Origin of the sequence: Novosphingobium kaempferiae (assembly GCF_021227995.1) — a bacterium.
Taxonomy (GTDB): domain Bacteria; phylum Pseudomonadota; class Alphaproteobacteria; order Sphingomonadales; family Sphingomonadaceae; genus Novosphingobium; species Novosphingobium kaempferiae.
This window is the reverse complement of the sequence record NZ_CP089301.1, coordinates 2,312,760-2,333,706: the sequence shown is the minus strand read 5'-3', so window position 1 is coordinate 2,333,706 and position 20,947 is coordinate 2,312,760. Positions and strand designations below refer to the sequence as shown.

The window sequence follows — 20,947 nt, the reverse complement described above, 5'->3', positions numbered from 1 at the left end:
ATCTGACTTAGCAAATCATAATACAAATCGAGTCACGAACCGATTGGAGAGAGGGATGGCTATGTCTGGACGGGTTCCGTTGTGTGCGGGCGTGGGGATTGCCGCGCTGGCGTTCGGTCTGGCACCGGTGCAGGCATCGGCGCAGGCTGAGTCCGCTCCGCCTCCCGTGCGGCCTCAGGCGCAGAACGAGGCCGAGATCATCGTCAGCGGCATTCGCCAGAGCGTGCTGAACGCCATCGAGCGCAAGCGCGATTCCAACCAGATCATGGACTCGATCGTCGCCGACGACATCGGCAAGCTGCCCGACCTCACCGCCGTCGATGCGCTCCAGCGCGTGCCCGGCGTCTCGATCACCCGTGACCGCGGCGAGGGCAACGGCGCGCGCATCCGCGGCCTCGGTCTCGTCCTCAGCACCATCGACGGGCGCGAGGCGTTCACGGCGGACGGCGGGCGCGGCTACAACCTGCAGGACATGCCCGCCGAACTGCTCGGCGCGATCGACGTCTACAAGACCCCGCAAGCCAACCAGATCGAAGGCGGCGTCACCGGCATCATCGACATGCGCACGCGCCTGCCGTTCGACTTCAAGAGCACCACGTTCAGCGGCAACTTCCGTCTGCGCTACGCGGACCTTGCCGATGCGTTCTCACCCATCGTCTCGGGCCTGTTCAGCACCCGCTGGGACACCGGCATCGGCGAGATGGGCTTCCTGATCGCGGGCGTGGACCAGCGCCGCACCTTCCGCAGCGACGTGCCTGCATGGAACGCGGCAGTCAGCCGCTCCGACCTGGTGCCCGGCAAGGATGTCTACCTGACCTCGGGCGATTACGAGACGTCGATCTACGGCAAGCGCCACCGTCCCGGCATCAACACCGCGTTCCAGTGGCGTCCGGCACCGAACTTCGACTTCTACGCGCAGGCGGGCTTCCAGAGCTTCAGCTCCAAGCAGCAGCAGTACGGCCTCAACGTGCCGCTCAACGCGGCGGTCCCGGCGCGCAACCAGAACACCGTCGTGCCCGGATCGGTCAGCCTGTTCCCCGGCACCAACGACGTGCAGAAGGTCAGCTTCAACAACCTGACAGGCGTCTTCGCCTTCGGCGTGGAGCGCGACACCAAGGACAGCAACCAGCAGTACGCGGTCGGCTTCAAGTGGGAACTGGGCAACCACCACATCGCGCTCGACGCCAGCTACATGAAGTCGTCGAACGACCTGTACTACACCGAGCTGGACCTCGACTTCACCCCCGCCGTGACCACCTTCGACTATGGCCAGGCCTACCCTTCGGTGACGTTCTCCGGCACCGATCTGCTCAATCCGGCCAATTACAGGTACGGCAAGCTGTCGCTGAACGTGAACCACTACAAGGGCGACAGCCCGGCCCTGCGGATCGACGACGACATCCACATCGACAACAGCTTCCTGACCAACATCAAGGTCGGCGGCCGCATCAACAAGCGCACGCTGGAGTTCTTCGACCCGGTGCGCTTCAACAAGTCGACGCAGAACACCTCGCTCGCCGCCAACCCGGATCTGTATCAGCAGATGCCGTTCGACGATTTCATATCGTCCGGCGCGGTGACGACGCACGCCTATCTCGTCGCTAACCCGGCGCTATTGGGCTACAAGGACTTCGACGATCTGCGCGGTATCCTCGGCGTCACGTCCCCGGTCACGACCACACCGCAGTCGGAATTCAAGATCGGCGAGACGGTGAAGGCGGGCTATGTGCAGCTTCTCTTCGCCAACGAGAACGGCCTGGCGTTCGACGGCAACGTCGGCGTGCGCTACGTCAACACCAAGCTCGATACCGACAGCTTCATCCGCGATTCCGCCACGGGGCAGATTTCGCCCTACAACCAGGGCAACAGCTATACCGACTGGCTGCCCTCGGTGAACGTGCGCCTGAAGCCGATGCCGGACCTGTTCATTCGCCTCGCCTACTCGCGCACGCTGACCCGACCGACGACGCAGCAGCTTGCGCCTTCCTACACGCTGGTCCCGGCGACCGGGCGCGGATCGGGCGGCAACCCGAACCTCAAGCCGCTGCGCTCGCGCGCGTTCGACATCTCGATCGAGAAGTACTTCGGGGACAAGGGCTCGGTGTTCTTCGCGGCCTTCGACCGCCACGTCACCAACTTCATCTTCTCCTCGACGATCCCCGGCGTCGTGATCGACGGCGTGACCTATGAGATCACCACGCCCGTCAACGGTCGCTACGGCAAGATCCGCGGCTTCGAAACCGGCGGCCAGACCTTCTTCGACTTCCTGCCGGGCATCTTCTCGGGCCTCGGCGTGCAGGCGAACTACACCTACATTCACAGCGAGACCGATCAGGTCGTGCCGGGTTCCAAGACCGCGCTCACCGGCGTTCCCAAGCACTCGCTGGCAGGGGCGCTGCTCTACGAGAAGGGCGGGCTGGGGATGCGCCTCAGCTACACCTGGCGCTCCACCGTGTTCACCAGCGTCTACAACAACCCCGCCAACGCGATCGGCGTCGGCCGCAGCTTTGCCGAGGGTTACGACTGGCTCGACGGCTCGATCAGCTACGATTTCAACAAGAACTGGACCGCCTCGCTGGAGTTCAGCAACATCACCGGGACCAACATCCGCAGCAATCGCGGCGGCGAGACCCGGCCGGGGGATTATAACCGGGATGACCGGCAGATCCTGCTGGGGGTCCGGTTCAAGTACTGAACCGCCGGCATTAGCCGGAGTTTACAAGTGACAAGTTGCCCCTTTGCAAAGGCTGCGCTGGTGGTTAAACTATGTTCATGCAAACGGACTCCACGGATGTCGAGAGCCCGCGGTTCGATCAGTTGACAGGTGTGAACGGCGGCGGGCAGGGGCGCGGGACATCGCTTTCGGACCTCGTGTACGAGCGGCTTTTCCAGTGCATCTCCAGCGGCCAGTACGCCCGCGAAACCAAGCTTCCGAGCGAGAACGAGCTTGCAAGGTCGTTCGACGTGTCCCGTCCCGTGGTGCGGGATGCGTTGAAGCGGCTGCGCGAGGCGGGGATCATCTATTCGCGGCAGGGCGCGGGCAGCTTCGTGCTCGGACAGGCGGGCGAGAAGGACATCCTCGACACCGACGGCAAGGGCATCGGCGTGTTCCGGCCCGCGGAGACCATCGCCGACATCCAGCGCTGCTTCGAATTCCGCGAGGCGATCGAGACGCAGACCGCGCAGTTCGCGGCACAACGGCGCAACGGCGCCGTGCTCGACGAACTGGAAGCCATCGTCCGGCGGCTGGAGCGCGCCACCGCGAACCACACGCACCGCGACGACATCGACTTCGAATTCCACCTCGCCATCGCGCGGGCGTCGAACAACCAGTACTTCTCGACCGTGCTGGCGGCCTTGCGCGATCAGGTGGCGGTCGGGATGCGCCTGCATGGCATGGCGCTGCTCAGCCCCGAGGGCAAGCTGGAGGAGACGACGGACGAGCACCGCGCGATCCTCAACGCGATCCGTGCGGGCGATGCCGGGGAGGCGGGGCGGCTGATGGGCGCGCATATCCGCAATTCGCGCGATCGCCTGTTCGGCGGCAGCACCATGGATCTGCGGCTCAGGGACGACTGAGCCTGCTTTCCCACAGCGCGGCGCGATAGATCTGGGCGATGTCCTGCGCAGTGATCTCGCGCGGGTTGTTGTCCAGCAGGCGGCGGATCGTGCTGGCCTCTGCCGCCATCGGCGCGATGTCGGGCATGGCGATCCCGTCCGATCCGGCCGCCATGTCGATGCCGAGGTCGCGGCAGAAGCCGTAGGCCGCGTCGAACACGGCCTGCTCGCCCGCATAGTCCAGCCCGAGCAGGTCGATGACGTCGCGCGTGCGCACCGGCGTCGCGGGCGCGTTGAAGGCGAGGACATGCGGGAAGATCAGCGCATTCGCGCGCCCGTGGGCGACCTTGTGCCGGGTGCTCAGCGGATAGGCGACCGCGTGCCCCGCCGTGGTGTTGACCGGGCCGAGGCAGTACCCCCCATAGAGCGAGGCGAGCGCCATCCCGGCGCGCGCCTCCAGGTCGTCGCCCGCCTCAACTGCGCGGCGCAGGTAGCGGCCGACGAGGCGGATGCCCTCGCGCGCATAGATGTCGATTGCCGGGTGTGCGCGGCCGCTGGTATAGGATTCGACGCAGTGCGCCAGCGCATCGATGCCGGTCTCGGCGGTCAGGCGGGGTGGCAGCGTAGCAGTCATCGCGGGGTCGAGCACGGCGGTGTCGGCGAGCATCTGCGGGCTCTCCACCGCGAGCTTGGCCCCGGTTTCGGGCACCGTCACGAGCGCGCGGGTGCCCGCCTCGCTGCCCGTCCCGGCAGTCGTCGGCACCTGAATGAGCGCCACGGCACGCGATGTCGCCCTTGCGGCTTCGGCGAAGGGGAGGTCCGTCCCCGTGAGTACGGCGACCAGCTTGGCGAGGTCCATCGCGCTGCCGCCGCCGAAGCCGACGATGAGGTCGGGTCTGAAGGCATCGGCGGCCAGCCGCGCATTCCCGAGCACCAGCGCGTCGGGCTCGCCACCCGGGATGGCGAAGACTTCGATCCGGCCCGGCAGGCCCAGCAGGTCGATGCGTTCACGGTTGAACGGGTCGGCGATGACGAGCGTGCGCGCCAGCCCCCGCCGTTCCGCGAACCGCCCCGCCTCCAGCGCGACATCGCGGCCGAAGTGAACCGCGCCCGGCCGTTCGAGGACGATGGGGCGCAACATGCGCGGGCCGCTCACTGCCAGGGCTCGACCGGCAGCGAGCCGGGATAGGGCTGGCCGGGCAGCACGCCATCGGTGAAGGTCACATCGCTCAGCAGTTCGCCTTCGAGCGACCACGTCCGCGCGCGGCCGTCCGCGACCTGTTCCTTCCACCCGGACTGGCTGCGCATCCGCCCGTTCGGCCACCAGCGCGTCCAGACGAAGCGGCCGTCCAGCTGGTAGTCCCGCTGCGAGATCAGGCGGCCTTCGACGTCGTATTCCTTCTCCGCGCCGACACGGCGGCCGAGGCGATAGGTCACTTGCCATTGCGGCTTGCCGTCCGGGTAGAACCACGTCTGCGGCCCATCGAAGACCGCCGCGCCGTTGCTGCCGCGCCCTTCCTGCCAGCGTCCGCGCAGCTTGCCGTCGGGATAGCGCTCCTCGCGCGTCCTGACGGCGGTCACGGCGGCGACGTCGTTGGCCTCCAGCGCCGCATTCGCGGGCAGCGCAGCTTCGGGCGCGTCCAGCCAGGCCTCGTTGAATGCCAGCGCGACGGCGGGATGGTTCACCGAGGTGACGACGTGGATCACCCCGTCCGGCCCTTGCGCGGCGGCGACGTAGCCCACCGTCGATCCGCCCATCGCGGCGGAGCGCTCCGCCCGTTCGTGGCGGTTGAGGCCGGGGACGGCCTTGAACTTCCACGTCGCGCCATCGTCGTCCGAGACTGCGGCGTAGGAGCCGAGCTTGTCCAGCGGCTTCACGATCGGCTTGGCGCGCACGTAGTCGCCGATCATCAGCAGCCGCCCGCTCTGGAGCCGCAGGACCATCGGCCGCTGCCCGGAGCCCAGCGCGGGGAAGGGCAGCTTGCTCTTCGTGTAGGTCTTGCCCCCGTCGGTCGAGGTGGAAAGCGGCATGAAACCGTCGATGTCGGTGTTCTTGCCGCCGAAACCGAGGATGCGCCCGTCCTTGCCCTCGACGAACGTGGTGTGCCGCCCGAAGGTGCGCCCGCCGGTGTCGTGCCAGGTCTTGCCGTCGTCGTCGGTGGCCCAGAGGAGGGACTGGTTGTCGCTGCTCTCGGTGATGCTTTCCTGCGTCCCGGCATCGCTCGACAGCAGCAGGCGGCCCTTGCGGTCGCGGAAGGCAGTGTTGATCGGCTGGCGGTTGTGCGGGCCAACCGGGCCGACGATCTTCGGATAGGCGATCTCGGACCAGCTCGCGCCGTTGTCGCCCGTCGTCATCGAGTGGAACGGGAAGTCGCCCGGCCCGAATTCCTGGCTGCCCGAATAGGGCGAACCCCAGAAGAACCAGGTCTTCGCGCCGTCGCGCATCAGCAGCGGGGCGTGGTCGTTGACGCCGACGATGTCGACGAAGGGGGAAGGCGGATCCCACTGGTCCGCGCCGTGGCGCAGGCGCGTGGCGATGATCTGGGTGCCCGCCTCGTACTCACGGTAGCTGGTGTAGATGGTTATCAGCACGTCGCCGTTGGGGAGCACCGCGATGCCGGGGCTGTGGTGGTGGTTGCGGTAGAAGGCGTCCCAGCCGGTCTTGTCGACGGTCTTGCCGCCGGTGTCGTCGGGCGGAGTCGGCAGGTAGACACGGCGGCGGAAGTAGGGCTTCGACTTGTCGGGGCCGACGGCGGCGCTGGCCGCGTCCTGCCGCACACCGACGCGGTTGAGCGGCGGCGTGACCGGCAGCGGCGCGGTGGCGGGGGCAGGCCCCTCGACCAGACGCAGGCCGATGGTGTGATAGCCGCCCGCCGCTTCCGCGCCCGCCCTGGGCCCGAACGAGGGCGGGACGGCGAGCCGCGCCTCCGGCTTCAGGTAATCGATCTCGATCTCCGGATCGGACTTGGCGCGGCGCGGGTTGAAGCCGATACGCCCGCCGCGCGCGACGCGAAGCTGGCCGGTCGCGGCGCCGGTGGGGTCGGTCTGGGTGGTGAAGGGATAAGCCGCGAAGAGGTCCGCCGTCCATTCCTGCGGCCCGCTCGCCAGCCCCGCGATAGCCCCGTAGTGGGCCGGGTCGCGCAGGGCGAGGCGGGCGGCATATTCCCACTCGGCCTCGGTGGGCAGGCGATAGGCGCGTCCGGTCCGCTTCGACAGCCACTGGGCATAGGCCTGCGCATCGTCCCAGCTGATCCCCGCCGCGTAAGGGCCGAGGGTGTCGGTGATCGGCTGGTCGGGCCGGAACTGCCGCCACTCCGGGATCGTCACTTCATGCGCGGCGATGCGGAAGGGGTGCGATATGGTCACCCGATGGCGCGGCCGCTCGTTGAAGGTATCGCGCGAGGCGCTGTCGTCCGCGCCCATCTCGAAGGTTCCGGCGGGGATTTCGACCATGGCGGGCCCCTGCGCGCTTGCCGGAGCCGCCATCGCGAGCGCCGTCAGCGCGCAGGTCCAGCCAAGCCGTTGTGCGGCCTTCATGCATTCATCTCCGTTGCCTGTGGTTGCAGTTCGCTGGCGGCGAGCGCCTGTTTCAGCGCCGCCATGTCGTCGGTGCCGAGCGGCATCATCGGCGGACGCACCCGCGCCCAGCCTGGCTCGCCCGAAAGCAGAGCATGTCCGGCCTTCAGCGCCGGGATCTGCGGCCAGCGCTGGAACAGCGCGCGCAAGTCGGCGATGCGCTGTTCCAGAGCCGCCGTTTCCCCGGCACCCTCGCCCGCGCGGACGCGGCGGTAGAGCTGTGCCAGCAGCGGCGCGATCAGGTTAGCGGTCGCGGTGATGCCGCCCGCTCCCCCGGCGCGCAGCAGCGGCCCGACCAGCGGGTCTGCCCCGGCCAGCACCGAGAAGCCGGGAAACCGCTGGACAAGCGCCGTCATGCGGTCGAAGTCGCCGCTCGAATCCTTGATGCCGACGACGGTGCCGGGGAAGCGCCGGCGCAACTGCTCGATCAGGCCCGGCTCGATGGAGACGCCGGTCATCTGCGGGATGTTGTAGAGCAGCACGCGGAGACGGTCGTCGGCCACTTCGTCGAGCACCCGGCTATAATGCGCCAGCAGCCCGTCCTGTGACGGTGCGGCGTAGTAGAACGGCGGCAGCAGCAGCACCGTGCGCACGCCGCAGCTCAGCGCATGGCGGGTCAGCGCCACCGTCTCGGGCACCGAGCACAGGCCGGTGCCGGGCAGCAGGCGTTCGGGCGGCAGGCCTGCCGCGACCACCGCCTCCAGCAGCGCCATGCGCTCGGCGGTCGAAAGGCTGTTCGCCTCGCCCGTGGTGCCGAGCAAAGCCACGCCGTCGCAGCCTGCTTCGATCAGCGCGGCGGCATGGGCCGCCGAGCGCGCGTGATCGACCGCGCCGTCCGGCCCGAACGCGGTGAACGATGCGCAGAAGATGCCTTCGATGCTCATGCCACGATCTCCTGAGCCTGCATCGCGCCCGGCGGGGGAAGCTGCCGGGCGTAGGCGATGGCGGCCATCATGTTGCGGTGGGACGCGCGCCCGGTCCCGGCGATGTCGAAGGCGGTGCCGTGATCGACCGAGGTGCGGTCGATCGGCAGGCCGAGCGAGATGTTCACCGTGTCGTCGAAGGCGATGAGCTTGGTCGGGATGTGTCCTTGGTCGTGGTACTGCGCGACGACGAGGTCGAACTCGCCCTGCGTCGCGCGGTAGAACACGGTGTCGGGCGAGATCGGCCCCGTCGCGTCGATGCCCTGCGCGCGTGCCTTGGCGACGGCGGGGGCGATGAAGCGGTCGTCCTCCGATCCGAACAACCCGTGCTCGCCGCAATGGGGGTTGAGCCCGGCAACCGCGATGCGCGGACTTTCGATACCCAGTCGCCGGAAGTGCCGCCAGCCCGCCTCGATGGTCGCCTGCACCCGCTCCGGTCGCACCCGGCCGATGGCGTCGCACAGCGAGACGTGGGTCGAGACGTGGATGGTCGAGAGCTTTTCCGAGGCGAGCAGCATGAACGAGGATGCCGACCCGGTGAGGTGCGCCAGCAGGCCGGTGTGTCCGTCGAAGGCGTGTCCGGCGAGGTTCATCGCCTCCTTGTTGATCGGCGCGGTGACGATGCAGCCGCCTTCTTCCAGCGCGAGGTCCACGCCGCGCACGATCGCGCGATAGGCGGCGTCGCCCGCGGCGGGATCGAGCCGACCGTGCGCGACGGGTCGTTCGAGCGGCACGTCGATGAGCCGCACCCGACCCTCGCCCCCCTTGTCCCCGAAGCGGATGACGCTTCCCGTGATTCGCGCGGCCTGTTCCAGCACCGTCACATCGCCGATCACGGCGATGCTCGCCAGCGCCTGCGGGCCCAGTTCCGCGAGCGCGCGGCAGGTGATTTCCGGCCCGACGCCCGCCGGATCGCCCGAGGTGATGATGATCTGCCTGTCCATGTCCCGACCCCTCGCGGGGCTCCCAACGATCGCTTCCCGATCGGTCCCGGCGCATGTCCGTACCGAAAGGTATGATAATAGCCATGTTGACAGGTAGATGCTCACCTGTAAAGAAGTCTGGGCAGGCTGATGCGACGAAGATCGCGAAGTCGGTGGGAGAAGCTGATGGTATCGGTCCTTGTGATGGCGGATGACCTGACGGGCGCGCTAGACAGCGCGGCGGCGTTCTGTGGCCCTGATCGCAGGGTCGCGGTGGCGGTGGACCGGCGTGGCATCGCGGATGCGCGTGCGTGCGATCCGCATGTCCTTGCGGTCAACACCGATACGCGGGCTCTGCGCGCCGACGCGGCGGCAGGGATCGTCGCGGACTTGTGGGGCGAACTCGCCGACCTTGCGCCCCGGATCGTGTTCAAGAAGGTCGATTCACGGCTTCAGGGCCATGCCGGGCATGAAGCGGCGGCGCTGGCGATGGTGAGCGGGCGGGCCGAAATGCTGGTCTGCCCTGCGGTGCCGGACATGGGGCGCGTGGTCGCGGGCGCGCAACTCTGCGGAACCGGGATCGAGCGGCCGATAGAGCTGTCAGGGCATTTTCCGCCCGGTTCGGTGGTCGATGCGGCGGGCGAGGCGGCACTCGACCATCTTGCCGCGCGGATCGTCGCGGCTGGGGACCGCACACTGGCCGTCGGTGCGCGCGGACTGGCGCGGGCGGTGGCGCGGGCGCTCCATCGTGACGCGGGCGATGAGCCTCGACCGCTTCCGCCGCTCCTGCCGATGGCGGTCGCGGTGGGGTCGCGTGACCGGATTACCGATGCGCAGGTGACGCGGCTGATCGCGGATGTCCGGGATGCGGCCTATGTCGCCGCGCCGGGCGGCAAGGTTCCGGCCTGTGCGATCGAAGATGTGGCGGCGCTGCTGGTACAACTGGTGGACGACGGCACCGACCTCCCCGAGCAGGTCGCCGCCGCGCGCTTTGCCAGAGGCATCGCGCGGATCGTCGAGCAGTGGCGGCCACGCAGCCTGTTGCTGTCGGGCGGGGCGACGGCGCTCGCGGTGCTCGATGCGCTGGGCATTCGCGCGGTGCTGGTGCAGGGCGAGGCAGCCCCGGCGATACCGCTCTGCTCCGCGCCGCGCTGGCCGGACATGCAGATCCTCACCAAGTCGGGCGGCTTCGGCGAACCTGCCGCGCTCAGTGCGCTGGTCGCGGGCGCGGCGCAGGCCGGAGTACTGGCAGCATGAACGCGGTCAATCCCGCACTCGAAGCGCCTGCTGCCGAGGCGGCGCAACCTTCCGCGGCGGTGCCGCGCTTCCGCCTGCGCAGCGTCGGCCCGGGGCTGGTGCTGGCGATGACGTTCCTTGGCACCGGGGACATCATCAGTTCGAGCGTTTCCGGCGCGAACTACGGTTACGCCCTCATGTGGACGCTGATCGTGGCGCTGGGCGCGCGGTACTTCACGATCTCCGCCATCGCCAAGTACAAGCTGCAGAACCGCTTCGGCGACCAGTCGCTGATGGCGGGATACCGGCGCATCTGGTCGGGCTTTCCGATGTTCTTCGCGGTGACCATGCTGGTCTACGGCATGATCGTGCAGGCCGCGTTCCTGCGCGCCGGGACCATCGGCCTGTACCACCTGTTCGGCGCGCGCGGGGGCGACTGGGGGCACTTCCTGTGGGGTGTGCCGGTCGTGCTGCTGACGACCGCGATGCTGACGCGCGGCAGCGCCTTCCGCCTGCTGGAATGGAGCGCGCGGATCGCCTCGCTGGTCATCGTCGGCTCCTTCGCCTTCGCGCTGTTCCGGGTGGGCAGCATCGACTGGTCGGCGCTCGCGCGCGGGATGCTGTTCGAGGTGCCGCCCGACAACGGGCCGTTCGATGCCCTGTTCATCGCCGTGGGCACGATCGGCACGATCGGCGGTTCGGCCGCGAACCTGCTCTATCCCTACTTCATGGCGGAACGCGGGTGGGACCGCCCGCAGCACCGGCCGATCCAGCAGTTCGACCTGCTTTCGGGGATGCTGCCGCTGCTCGTCATCAACCTGCTGATCTGGATCGTCGCGGCGGAGACGGTGCGCGGATCGGGCCTGACCATCTCAAGCGAGGCGAGCCTTGCGCAGATGATGACCATGGCGGTCGGCCCGGTCGGCCCGACGTTGCTGTGGCTGGCCTTCGCGCTCAAGGCCTTCACCAGCTTTCCCGCGCAGGCGCACGGCTTTGCGCGGATGATGTTCGACGGGCTGCACCTCGCGACCCGGCGGGGGGAGGGGTTTGCGCGGGCGAGCGACGATCCGTGGTTCAACCGGGCGATGATCGCCTTCTTCATCGTCGTGCCGCTGGCGATCACGCTGCCGGGCGCGCCCGACCTCGTCCACATCAGCGTGTTCGGGACCAGCGTCATCACCGCGCTGACCCTGCCGCCGATCCTGCTCGGCGTGCTGCTGCTGACGTCGAGCCGGCGCTTCATGCTGGACGCCCACGTCAATCGCTGGTGGGAGACGGCGATCCTTGCGGTGATTGCGGCCATCGGCATCTGGTCGCTCTACGCGATCCTCGCCAATCTCGGCCCGGCGCTGGTGCGCATCGGGGCTATCCCCGCATAAAGCAAAGGGGCGTCAAGCCGCCGCCTGACGCCCCCTCCTGCATTCTCCCGAAGGAGAACCGTTGAGCCTTGTTGCTTTACGCGCCCTGCGGCGCGGTGCCGGAGAAGCGGCGGCCCGACTTGGGGATCGCCGAGCCCGAGATCGGACGCGGGGTCGAGGGACCGCGCGGCTCCGAGGGACGGTCGATCGTGCCGCCTTCGAGCAGGCGCTTGATGTCGTCGCCCGAGAGCGTCTCGTATTCCAGCATGGCCTGCGCCAGCGTTTCCAGCGCTTCGGCCTGATCCTTGAGGATCTGCGTCGCGCGGGCGTGGGCGTTTTCGACGAGAGCGCGGATTTCGCTGTCGATCAGCTTGTTGGTCTCGCCCGAACCCATGGTGCGCTGGGTGCCGCCCATGCCGAGGTAGCCTTCCTGGCTGTCCTCGTACTGGATGGGGCCGAGCTTGTCCGACATGCCCCACTTCGTCACCATCGAGCGCGCCAGGCTGGTGGCGTACTGGATGTCCGAGGAGGCGCCCGATGACACCTTGTCGTAGCCGAAGATCAGTTCTTCCGCCACGCGGCCGCCCATCGCGACCGAGAGGTTCGCGAGCATCTTGTCGCGGTGGTACGAGTAGCTGTCCCGCTCCGGCAGGCGCATGACCATGCCCAGCGCACGGCCGCGCGGGATGATGGTGGCCTTGTGGATCGGGTCCGAAGCCGCCTCGTTCAGCGAGACGATGGCGTGGCCAGCCTCGTGGTAGGCGGTCATCTTCTTCTCGTCGTCGGTCATGACCATGGAGCGGCGTTCCGCGCCCATCATGACCTTGTCCTTGGCGTCCTCGAACTCCTGCATGGCGACGAGACGCTTGTTGCGGCGCGCGGCGAGCAGGGCGGCCTCGTTCACGAGGTTGGCGAGGTCGGCGCCCGAGAAGCCCGGGGTGCCGCGTGCGATGACGCGCGGGTTGACGTCGGGGGCCAGCGGCACCTTCTTCATGTGGACGGCGAGGATCTTCTCGCGACCGTCGATGTCGGGCACCGGCACCACGACCTGACGGTCGAAGCGGCCGGGACGCAGCAGCGCGGGGTCCAGCACGTCGGGGCGGTTGGTCGCCGCGATGATGATGATGCCTTCGTTCGCTTCGAAGCCGTCCATTTCGACGAGCAGCTGGTTCAGCGTCTGCTCGCGCTCGTCGTTCGAGTTGCCGAGGCCGTGGCCACGGTGGCGGCCGACGGCGTCGATTTCGTCGATGAAGACGATGCACGGCGCGTTCTTCTTGGCCTGTTCGAACATGTCACGCACGCGGCTGGCGCCGACGCCCACGAACATCTCGACGAAGTCGGAGCCCGAGATCGTGAAGAACGGCACGCCCGCCTCACCCGCAATGGCGCGGGCAAGCAGGGTCTTGCCGGTACCGGGCGAGCCGACCAGCAGAGCGCCCTTGGGGATCTGGCCGCCGAGCTTGGAGAAGCGGCTGGGATCGCGCAGGAACTCGACGATTTCCTCCAGCTCCTCGCGCGCTTCGTCGATGCCCGCCACGTCGTCGAAGGTGACACGGCCGGAGCGTTCGGTCAGCAGCTTGGCCTTGGACTTGCCGAAGCCCATCGCCCCCGAACCGCCGCCCTTCTGGACCTGTCGCAGCGCGAAGAAGGCGATGCCGACGATCAGCAGAAACGGCAGGGTCTGCGCGAGGATGTAGAGCAGCAGGCTGCCCTGTTCGGCTTCCTTGCCCGAATACTTGACGTCGTTGCGCTGGAGCAGGTCGGTCAGCGTGGTGTCGCCGGGGACGGGGACGGTCGTGAAGACGTCTCCGTTCTTGAGCTTTCCGTCGATGCGGTCTTCGGAAATCTCCACCGAGGCGACGCTGCCTTCGGCCACCTTGCCGCGGAAGTCCGAGTAGGGGATCGCCGGGCCGGTCGTGGTGCGCGATCCGAACATCGAGACCACCATCAGGAGCGCGAGGAAGATGCCGCCCCATACGAGCAGGCTCTTGACCCAGGGGTTGCCGTTGGGCTGGTCGTCGTTCATTTTGCGGTAAACCGTCCTTTCGCCCGTCAATGTAGGCGCATGGCGCTGAATCACAAGTTAGCGCGGGCAATCACAATGATCGTTTTGACCCGATATCCGGGGTAACGGGCGCGGGGCCGGGATCACGCCGCGTTCGCCAGCCGTGAAAGCGGCAGGCTGAGCGTCATGCAGGCCCCCGATTCGCGGTTTTCCAGCGCGATTTCGCCCTCAAGCTGCTGGCTGAGCACGCGCGAGATTCGCAGGCCGATGGAATCGGCGCTGGCGGGATCGAAGCCGGGGGCGAGGCCGACGCCGTCGTCCTCCACCTGAAGCACCACCGTCTTGCCGGTCCGTGCGAGTCGGACCGTGATCGCCCCCCGTTCGCGGTCGGCAAAGCCGTGCTCGATGGCGTTGGCGATGGCCTCGGTCACGATCAGCGCGACCGGGACCGCGCTGTCGGGGCGCAGGGTGATGTCGCGCGCCGCCTCGACCGAGCAGGTGATGCCGGGCCGCGCGCTCGACGCCATGATCTTGGTGCAGACGTCGCCCAGGAAGCCGTCGAGCGGGACCAGCCGTCCATCGTGGTGGTAGAGCTGGCGCTGGATATTGCCGATGACCTGGAGCCGCGCGGCGGCGTCCGACAAGGCGCGGCGGGCGACGGGTTCGGTCAGCCCGCGCATCTGGAGCGAGAGAACGGCGCCGACCATCTGCAGGTTGTTGCCGACGCGGTGCTGCATTTCCTGGAACAGCAGTTCGGCGCGCTCGGCCAGCTGGCGGCGGTCCTCGGCGAGTTCGCGCACTTCCTCCCGCGCGCGGCGCAGGCGGGCGTTGGCGGACTGCATGAGGTGGACGAGCGCGATGTCGACGACCACGACGCCGGTGTAGAACAGCATCGCCGTGATCGTGCCGCTGTCGACCGCGAAGCTCATGCGTGGGGGAATGAAGACGTACCACGCGAAGAGCCCGCAGATCAGCGCGGCTAGCGTGCCGGGGCGCGGCCCGAACAGGAACGAGCTGAGGATCACCGCCGGGAAGAAGGTCAGGAACGGGTAGCCGGGCGGAAACGCGGCATCGAGCACCCAGCGCAGCCACAGCGCCAGCAGGCACAGCGCGATGGTCGCCGCGTAATGCACGGCGGGCCGGTCCGGCAGCAGGGGGAGGCGTTCGGTGAAGCGGCTCAGGCTGGACAACGCGTAACCTCGATCACCTTTCGCGATCTCTTGCCCCGCTTGGTATCGCAAGGAGGAGACGCGCGAAAGGGAAGGTAGTTCCGTTGTTGCGGGAATTGGTGGGGATGGGTTGGGTGCTGCGGCTTTCCCGCAAACGCTTCGTCATTGCGAGCGCAGCGAAGCAATCCATGCAGTGCGCTGACGCGCTGGATTGCTTCGCTGCGCTCGCAATGACGAAGTGAGGGTGGGTGGCGATTGGTGGTTTGCGGGAGGCGGAGCTTCGAGCGCGAACCCGAATACACCACCCCCGTCACCCTGAAACAAGTTCAGGGTGACGGGGGGATGGAAGGGGAGAGCAGCTTCTGCCGATCAGGCCCGCACCAGTTGATAATCCCCGGCATCGTCGACCTGCGCTTTCCAGCCGGGGTAGACGACGATGGTGGTGAAGGTTTCCTCGATGATCGCGGGGCTGGGCACTTCCATACCGGGCCTGAGGTCGCGGCCGAGGTGGATCGGCACCGGCCCGAAGCCCGCGCCGAGATTGGCGCGGCGGTGGCGGGCGGGGACGGGGGCGATGCCGCTCGGCGTGAAGCCGCCTGCGGCCTCGGGCGAGGGCGTCTCGACATGGGCAGCCAGGCGGACGCCGGAGATTTCGGGCACTTCATGCTCGCGGACGTGGCCGTATTCCGCCATGTGGCGCGCATTGAACAGGGCGATGGCGCGCTCTGCGAAGTCCGCGCCGATGAAGCCGAGGTCGCCGAGCGGGGCGCCGGCCTCGAAGTCGAACGAGAGCGAGAAGTTCTGGCCCGGATAGCGCATGTTGAGGCGGTAGTTCGCGCGGATCGCCTCGCCCGCGAAGCCGGCTTGCGTGAAATGGCGTGCGGCGCGGTCGGACAGGTCGCTCCACAGCGCGCGGATGCGCTCCGCGTCGAGCGCGGCGGCGGAGGCGATGTAGGAGCGTTCCTCGTCGATCGTCGGATTGGCGACGAGGGTGCCGAGCGCGGAGAACGTCGGCGAGGCACGCGGCACCAGCACGCGGGTGATGCCCAGGTCCTCGGCCTGGATCGCGGCGAACGCGGGGCCGTTGCCGCCATAGGCCAGCATGACGAGATCGCGCGGGTCGATGCCCTTGCCCGCAGTGGTGCGGCGCACGCCCTGGCTCATGCTGGCGTTGACCACGCGCCAGCAGTCGAACGCGGCCTGTTCCGCATCCCCGTGGCCCATGGCGTCGGCGATGCGCTGGAATGCTTCGGTCACGCCCTTGCGCGAGAGGGTGAAGCTGCCGCCCGCGAAGCCTTCCTCGGTAGAGAGGATGCCGAGCATGACCAGCGCATCGGTGACGGTCGGCTCGACGCCGCCGCGCCCGTAGCAGATCGGGCCGGGCTCCGATCCCGCCGAGCGCGGGCCGACTTCCAGCGCCCCGGCGTTGACGTGGCAGATAGAGCCGCCGCCCGCGCCCAGCGTCTCCACCTTCACCATCGGCACGCCGATGAGGTAGCGGTGGTGCATGTTCCAGCCCGCCTCGGCCGGGGCCTCGCCGTCGATCACCAGCGACATGTCGTAGCTGGTTCCGCCCATGTCGACGCACAGCAGGTTCGGGCAGCCCTTGGCCGCGCCGCAGTGGGCCGAGCCGATCACGCCGCCCGCCGGTCCCGAAGCGAGCACGCGGATCGGCGCGCCTTCGATGTACTCGCGCGTCATCACGCCGCCCGACGCCTGCATGACCATGAGCTGCTTCGCATAGCCCGCCTCGGCCAGCCGCTGCACCAGCTTCTCCAGATATCCGGTGACGCGCGGGCCGACGTAGGCGTTGACGATGGTGGTGGAGGTGCGGTCGTACTCCGGCGCGCGGGGCAGGACTTCGTGGCTGGCGCAGACGTAGGCGTTCTGGATCTCCTGCCGGACGATCTCCTTCGCGCGCCGCTCATGCTCCGGGTTCACGAAGGAGAACAGGAAGCTGATCGCCACCGCCTCGACATTCTGGAGCCGCAGCCTGCGGCACGCTTCGCGCAGGGCATCCTCGTCGAGCGCCTTGTGGACCGATCCGTCGTGCAGCACCCGCTCGGGCACGGTCAGGCGGCGGCGGCGCGGGGTGATCTGCTTGGGCGGTTCGAGGCGGACGTCCCAGATGTCCTCCTTGTAGCCGCGCCGGTACTCGATCTCGTCGCGGAAGCCCTCGGTGGTGATCAGGCCGGTGAGCGCGCCGTTCATTTCGATGAGGGTGTTGTCCGCGACGGTGGTCCCGTGGACGATCGCCTCGCACCGACCGAGGAACTCGGTAAGGGAAAGGCCCTCCCGCTCCGCGACCCTGCCAAGCCCCTCCATGACGCCGATGGAGCGGTCCTCGGGAGTGGACAGGTTCTTGTTGAGTATCACCTCGGTGCCTTTCAGTACCGCGAAGTCGGTGAAAGTGCCGCCGATGTCGATGCCGATACGATACGTCATTAAGTGCCTTTTCCTCCGGTGCGATCTGTCGCGCACCTTTCCCCGTCGCCATGCCTGCAAGTGGCCGAAAACGGCGCTATTCCGCCGCTTCCAGTGCCGCGCTCATCTCCGCCCGCAGCGCCTCGGTGGCAGCAAGGTCCACCGCCAGCGAATAGTCGTCGAGGCGCCCCGTCAGCACCACGCCGTACTTCGCCCTCGCTGCGGAAATGCTGACATATTCGTCGAGCACATCCTCCTTCACCGCCTCGGGATCGCGCCGCAGGGCAAGGCCGAAACCGCCGCCGCCGCCGTGCTGGTAGGCGATCACCGCGCCTTCGGGCAGCAGGTCCTGCGCGGTATGCTCGATGCGCCGTTCGTTGGCCGAACCGACCTCGAAACGGTTGGTGTAGGGGATCGCGTCATCACCGCCGCACATGCCGCTGAGCGGATGCGCGGCCGAGACCATCCACGCCATCGCCGACGTGGGCTTGAGCACCTGCTTGACGTTGAGCGAGCCCGGCGCGCCGCGCCACTGCCCCGCGCCGCCGCCGTCGGTGGTCATCTCGCGGCTGATGTTGAGGATCGGGAAGCGGCTCTCGGCGTCCTCCGCTTCGGACAGGATCAGGCTGCCGAGCGCGCTGGGGCACGAACCCCAGCCGTCGAGCCCCTCCACCGCGCCGACATCCATCGAGCGGCAGTCGACCCCCTGGTCCATCCACATCATGCCCGCATCGTCGAAGCCGACCACCATGTTGGGCATGCCGATCTTGTAGAGCTGCGGCTGCGCGCGCTCCGGCGCGACGTTCGACAAGGCGATGCACACCGCCTCGGTGATCTCGCAGGCCGGGTGGAAAGAGCCAAGCGCGGCGGGCTTGTTCGGCGGCGGCTGGGCGATGCAGCCCTCGGGCACGACGATGTCCACCGCGTCGAAATAGCCCTCGTTCTTGACGATCGTCGGGTCCATCGCGGCGACGACCTGGCACATCACGTAGCTGCGGGTGTTGGCGAAGGTGTTCCACACGCCGACGAGTTCGGGCCGGTCGTCGGTGCCGGTGAGGTCTACCGTCAGCTGATCCCCGGCGACGGTGCAGGTGACGTGGACTTTCACGTCCTTCGTGCCCGCCGTGTCGTGGTCGATGAAGACAGTGGCGGGATAGGCGCCGTCGGGCCACTTCGCCACTTCCTCGCGCACGCGCCTTTCGGTGTGCTCGATCGACTGGTTGATCGCCGCCTTGATGACTTCCGCGCCCCATTTGCCGACCAGATCGTCGAGCATCCGCACCGCATGCTGGACCCCGCCGATCATCGCCGCGATGTCTCCGGCGAAAGTCGCGAAGCGGTTGTTGCGCACCACCGTGTCGAACACGTCGCGCCGCAGTTCGCCCCGGTGGACGAGCTTGAGGCAGGGGTAGATCACGCCCTCGGTGAACACATCGGTCGCATCGAGCGAGAAGCCGCCGGGATCCTTGCCCCCGGTGTCGCCCTGATGTGCCTGCAGCGTCTGGATGCAGATCAGTTCGCCGTTCGCGTCGTAGACCGGGCCGTAGACGCAGTAATCGGGCAGGTGGCCGCCCCCGTGGTCGGGATCGTTGGCGAGGAAGACGTCGCCCGGCCCCCAGTCGTAGCGCTCCTGGTTCATCAGCCCCCAGCGCGTCTCCATCTGGTTGACGAAGGTAAGGTGCGGCGTGCCCACCGCGCCCATGGCGAGGCGGCCATGCGCATCGACGATGGCGGCATTGCGCTCGTTCGACTGGTTGATGATCGGGCTGGAGGCGGCGCGGCCGAGGTAGGTGGCGCTTTCGAAGCAGACCGTCTCGAAGGCGCCGCGGATGATGTCGGCGGTGACCTGATCGACGTTCGCCGTGGTCGGCAGCGGGGCGCGGCGGGCCGCCAGCTTGCGGTTCAATTCGTAGGACATGCCTGCATTCCCTCTTCCCGGTGATTTTGGGATAAGCCGGGGCCGGGGTAGGCTTCTCGACAGCGCGCGCCGATGGCCGTGCAGAATGCGAAAGCGGGGTAAGCTCCGGGCGGGTTCCCACCTCCCACAACTTGCTCTAACCCCGCCTTCCACCCGAAGGAGCGACTACCCCGCGATGAAGTCCCTGCCGCGCATCCACCCCGTCTATGCCGAAATGGGCACCACCGTGTTCGAGCGGATGTCGGCGCTGGCGCGGGAGACGGGGGCGATCAATCTCGGGCAGGGCTTCCCGGACGGCCCCGCCCCGCAACCGTTGCTCGATGCGGCAGCGCGGGCGCTGTACGAAAAGTCGAACCAGTACCCGCCGAGCACCGGCCTCATGGAACTGCGCGACGCGGTCTGCGTGCACTACGCGCGCACGCAGGGGCTGGCGCTTTCGCCCGCGGAGGTCATCGTCACCTCCGGCGCGACCGAGGCGATCGCCGCCGCCGTCCTCGCACTGGTGTCGCCGGGTGACGAGGTGATCCTGTTCCAGCCCGCCTACGACGCCTATGCGCCGATGGTGCGCCGTGCGGGCGGCGTGCCGGTTTCGGTGCTGCTGGAGCCGCCGCACTTCCGCTACGATCCGGCGACGATCGAGGCGGCGGTGACGCCGCGCACGCGGGCGATCATGCTCAACGATCCGCTCAACCCGGCCGGGACGGTGGCGAGCGCCGAGGAACTCGACGCCATCGCGCGCATCTGCGTGGTGCACGATCTGGTCGCGATCTGCGACGAGGTGTGGGAGCAGGTGCGCTTCGACGGCGTGGCGCATCGCTCGCTCATGGTATGCGACGGCATGGCGGAACGGACGGTCAAGATCGGCTCGGCGGGCAAGATCTTCGGGCTGACCGGGTGGAAGATCGGCTGGATAGCGGCGCGCGGGAATCTGGCGACGGCGCTGGGGCGGGTCCACCAGTTCCTCACCTTCACCAGCGCCGTGCCGCTGCAGTGGGCGGTGGCAGAGGGGCTGGGCATGGCCGATGTGCTGGCCGACCTGCACGCGGGTTGGGCCGCATCGCGGGCAAGGCTCAAGGCCGGGCTGGAGGGAGCGGGGCTCGTCGTGCTGCCCAATGCGGCGACGTGGTTCCTGTGCGTCGACCTCGCCGCTTCGGGCGTCGCCCTGACCGACCGCGATTTCAGCGAACGTGCGCTGCGCGAGGCTGGCGTGGCGACAGTGCCGGTCAGCGCGCTCTACGAAGGCGAGGGCGCGCCGACGCATATCGTGCGGCTCTGCTTCACCAAGCCGGACGCGGTGCTCGACGAGGCTCTGGCGCGGCTCGGCGCATGGGTGCGCGGGCTGTGAGCGGCTTCGACTGGCGACCGATGCGGGAACAGGACATCGACGGCGTCGTCGCGGTGGCAGCGGCCTGCTTCCCCGAGCATTTCGAGGCGCGCGCCTGTTTCGAGGAGCGGCTGGCTCTGTTCCCGCAAGGCTGCTTTACGCTGGCCTCGGGTGCGGAGGTGAAGGGCTATTGTATCGCCTATCCCTGGCCCGACGGCGCGGTGCCGCCGCTGAATTCGGCGCTCGGTGCGGTGCCTGAGGCGCGGGAAGCGTTCTACCTCCACGACCTTGCGCTCCATCCCGACATGCGCGGGGAGGGCCATGCGCGGCCGATCGTGGAGCGCGTGGAGGCGGATCTCGGCGAGATGGGCGCGCGGCGGATCGCGCTGGTTTCGGTCAACGATACCGCCGCGTTCTGGCAGGGCATGGGTTTCGAGCCCGTCGCCCCGGACGAGGCGCTGACACGCAAGCTGGCGAGTTACGGCCCGGACGCGCGCTACATGGTGCGCGAGGTTTGAGAGAATCGTCTTCCC

General features: G+C 68.2%; 14 protein-coding genes. 6 read left to right on the top strand and 8 right to left on the bottom strand.

The genetic code is table 11. From position 1 onward, the window contains the following. The first annotated feature begins 61 nt into the window (after positions 1-61). The gene (locus tag LO787_RS10565; protein WP_232495791.1) at positions 62-2,695 is read left to right on the top strand and encodes a TonB-dependent receptor; all 2,634 of its coding nucleotides are present in this window, start codon (positions 62-64) and stop codon (positions 2,693-2,695) included. A gap of 77 nt (positions 2,696-2,772) precedes the next feature. After that, the gene (locus tag LO787_RS10560) at positions 2,773-3,579 is read left to right on the top strand and encodes a FadR/GntR family transcriptional regulator (protein ID WP_232495790.1); all 807 of its coding nucleotides are present in this window, start codon (positions 2,773-2,775) and stop codon (positions 3,577-3,579) included. Here LO787_RS10560 and LO787_RS10555 read toward each other — a convergent pair. Genes LO787_RS10555 through pdxA form a run of 4 tightly spaced genes read right to left on the bottom strand, consistent with a single transcriptional unit; the run spans position 3,566 to position 9,001 of the window. After that, positions 3,566-4,699 (bottom strand): iron-containing alcohol dehydrogenase, encoded by a 1,134-nt coding sequence (locus tag LO787_RS10555; RefSeq protein WP_232495789.1) that lies wholly within the window; start codon positions 4,697-4,699, stop codon positions 3,566-3,568. The genes LO787_RS10560 and LO787_RS10555 overlap by 14 nt on opposite strands. Before the next feature lie 11 nt (positions 4,700-4,710). Beyond that, a complete protein-coding gene (locus tag LO787_RS10550; RefSeq protein WP_232495788.1) occupies positions 4,711-7,095 on the bottom strand; it encodes an SUMF1/EgtB/PvdO family nonheme iron enzyme in 2,385 nt (794 codons plus the stop codon). Further along, positions 7,092-8,018, bottom strand: a complete 927-nt coding sequence (locus tag LO787_RS10545) for a dihydrodipicolinate synthase family protein (protein WP_232495787.1) — start codon at positions 8,016-8,018, stop codon at positions 7,092-7,094. Before LO787_RS10545 ends, LO787_RS10550 begins: the two co-directional genes overlap by 4 nt. Continuing rightward, positions 8,015-9,001 carry a 4-hydroxythreonine-4-phosphate dehydrogenase PdxA gene (gene pdxA, locus LO787_RS10540; protein ID WP_232495786.1) on the bottom strand — a complete coding sequence of 329 codons (987 nt, stop codon included), beginning with the start codon at positions 8,999-9,001 and terminating at the stop codon, positions 8,015-8,017. The genes LO787_RS10545 and pdxA overlap by 4 nt, the downstream gene beginning before the upstream one ends. Positions 9,002-9,166: 165 nt before the next feature. Between pdxA and LO787_RS10535 the strand changes: the two genes are divergently transcribed. After that, positions 9,167-10,237: a four-carbon acid sugar kinase family protein gene (locus LO787_RS10535; RefSeq protein ID WP_232495785.1), complete on the top strand. Its 1,071-nt coding sequence runs from the start codon at positions 9,167-9,169 to the stop codon at positions 10,235-10,237. Further along, a complete protein-coding gene (locus LO787_RS10530) occupies positions 10,234-11,595 on the top strand; it encodes an Nramp family divalent metal transporter (RefSeq protein ID WP_232495784.1) in 1,362 nt (453 codons plus the stop codon). Before LO787_RS10535 ends, LO787_RS10530 begins: the two co-directional genes overlap by 4 nt. Positions 11,596-11,671: 76 nt before the next feature. Here LO787_RS10530 and ftsH read toward each other — a convergent pair whose 3' ends face one another. The 4 genes from ftsH to LO787_RS10510 form a co-directional block, all read right to left on the bottom strand. Next, positions 11,672-13,600: an ATP-dependent zinc metalloprotease FtsH gene (gene ftsH, locus LO787_RS10525; protein WP_232495783.1), complete on the bottom strand. Its 1,929-nt coding sequence runs from the start codon at positions 13,598-13,600 to the stop codon at positions 11,672-11,674. Positions 13,601-13,722: 122 nt separating this feature from the next. Continuing rightward, positions 13,723-14,769 (bottom strand): sensor histidine kinase, encoded by a 1,047-nt coding sequence (locus LO787_RS10520; protein WP_232495782.1) that lies wholly within the window; start codon positions 14,767-14,769, stop codon positions 13,723-13,725. A gap of 348 nt (positions 14,770-15,117) precedes the next feature. Beyond that, complete coding sequence (locus LO787_RS10515; RefSeq protein WP_232495781.1) at positions 15,118-17,193, bottom strand: hydantoinase/oxoprolinase family protein; 2,076 nt, start codon at positions 17,191-17,193, stop codon at positions 15,118-15,120. Between the two features lie 76 nt (positions 17,194-17,269). After that, complete coding sequence (locus tag LO787_RS10510) at positions 17,270-19,090, bottom strand: hydantoinase B/oxoprolinase family protein (protein WP_232495780.1); 1,821 nt, start codon at positions 19,088-19,090, stop codon at positions 17,270-17,272. Between the two features lie 175 nt (positions 19,091-19,265). On the opposite strand from LO787_RS10510, the gene LO787_RS10505 reads away from it, so the two are divergent. Beyond that, positions 19,266-20,435, top strand: a complete 1,170-nt coding sequence (locus LO787_RS10505) for an aminotransferase (RefSeq protein WP_232495779.1) — start codon at positions 19,266-19,268, stop codon at positions 20,433-20,435. Further along, positions 20,417-20,932, top strand: coding sequence for a GNAT family N-acetyltransferase (locus LO787_RS10500; RefSeq protein ID WP_232495778.1), 516 nt, complete (start codon positions 20,417-20,419; stop codon positions 20,930-20,932). Before LO787_RS10505 ends, LO787_RS10500 begins: the two co-directional genes overlap by 19 nt. Positions 20,933-20,947: the final 15 nt, after the last annotated feature.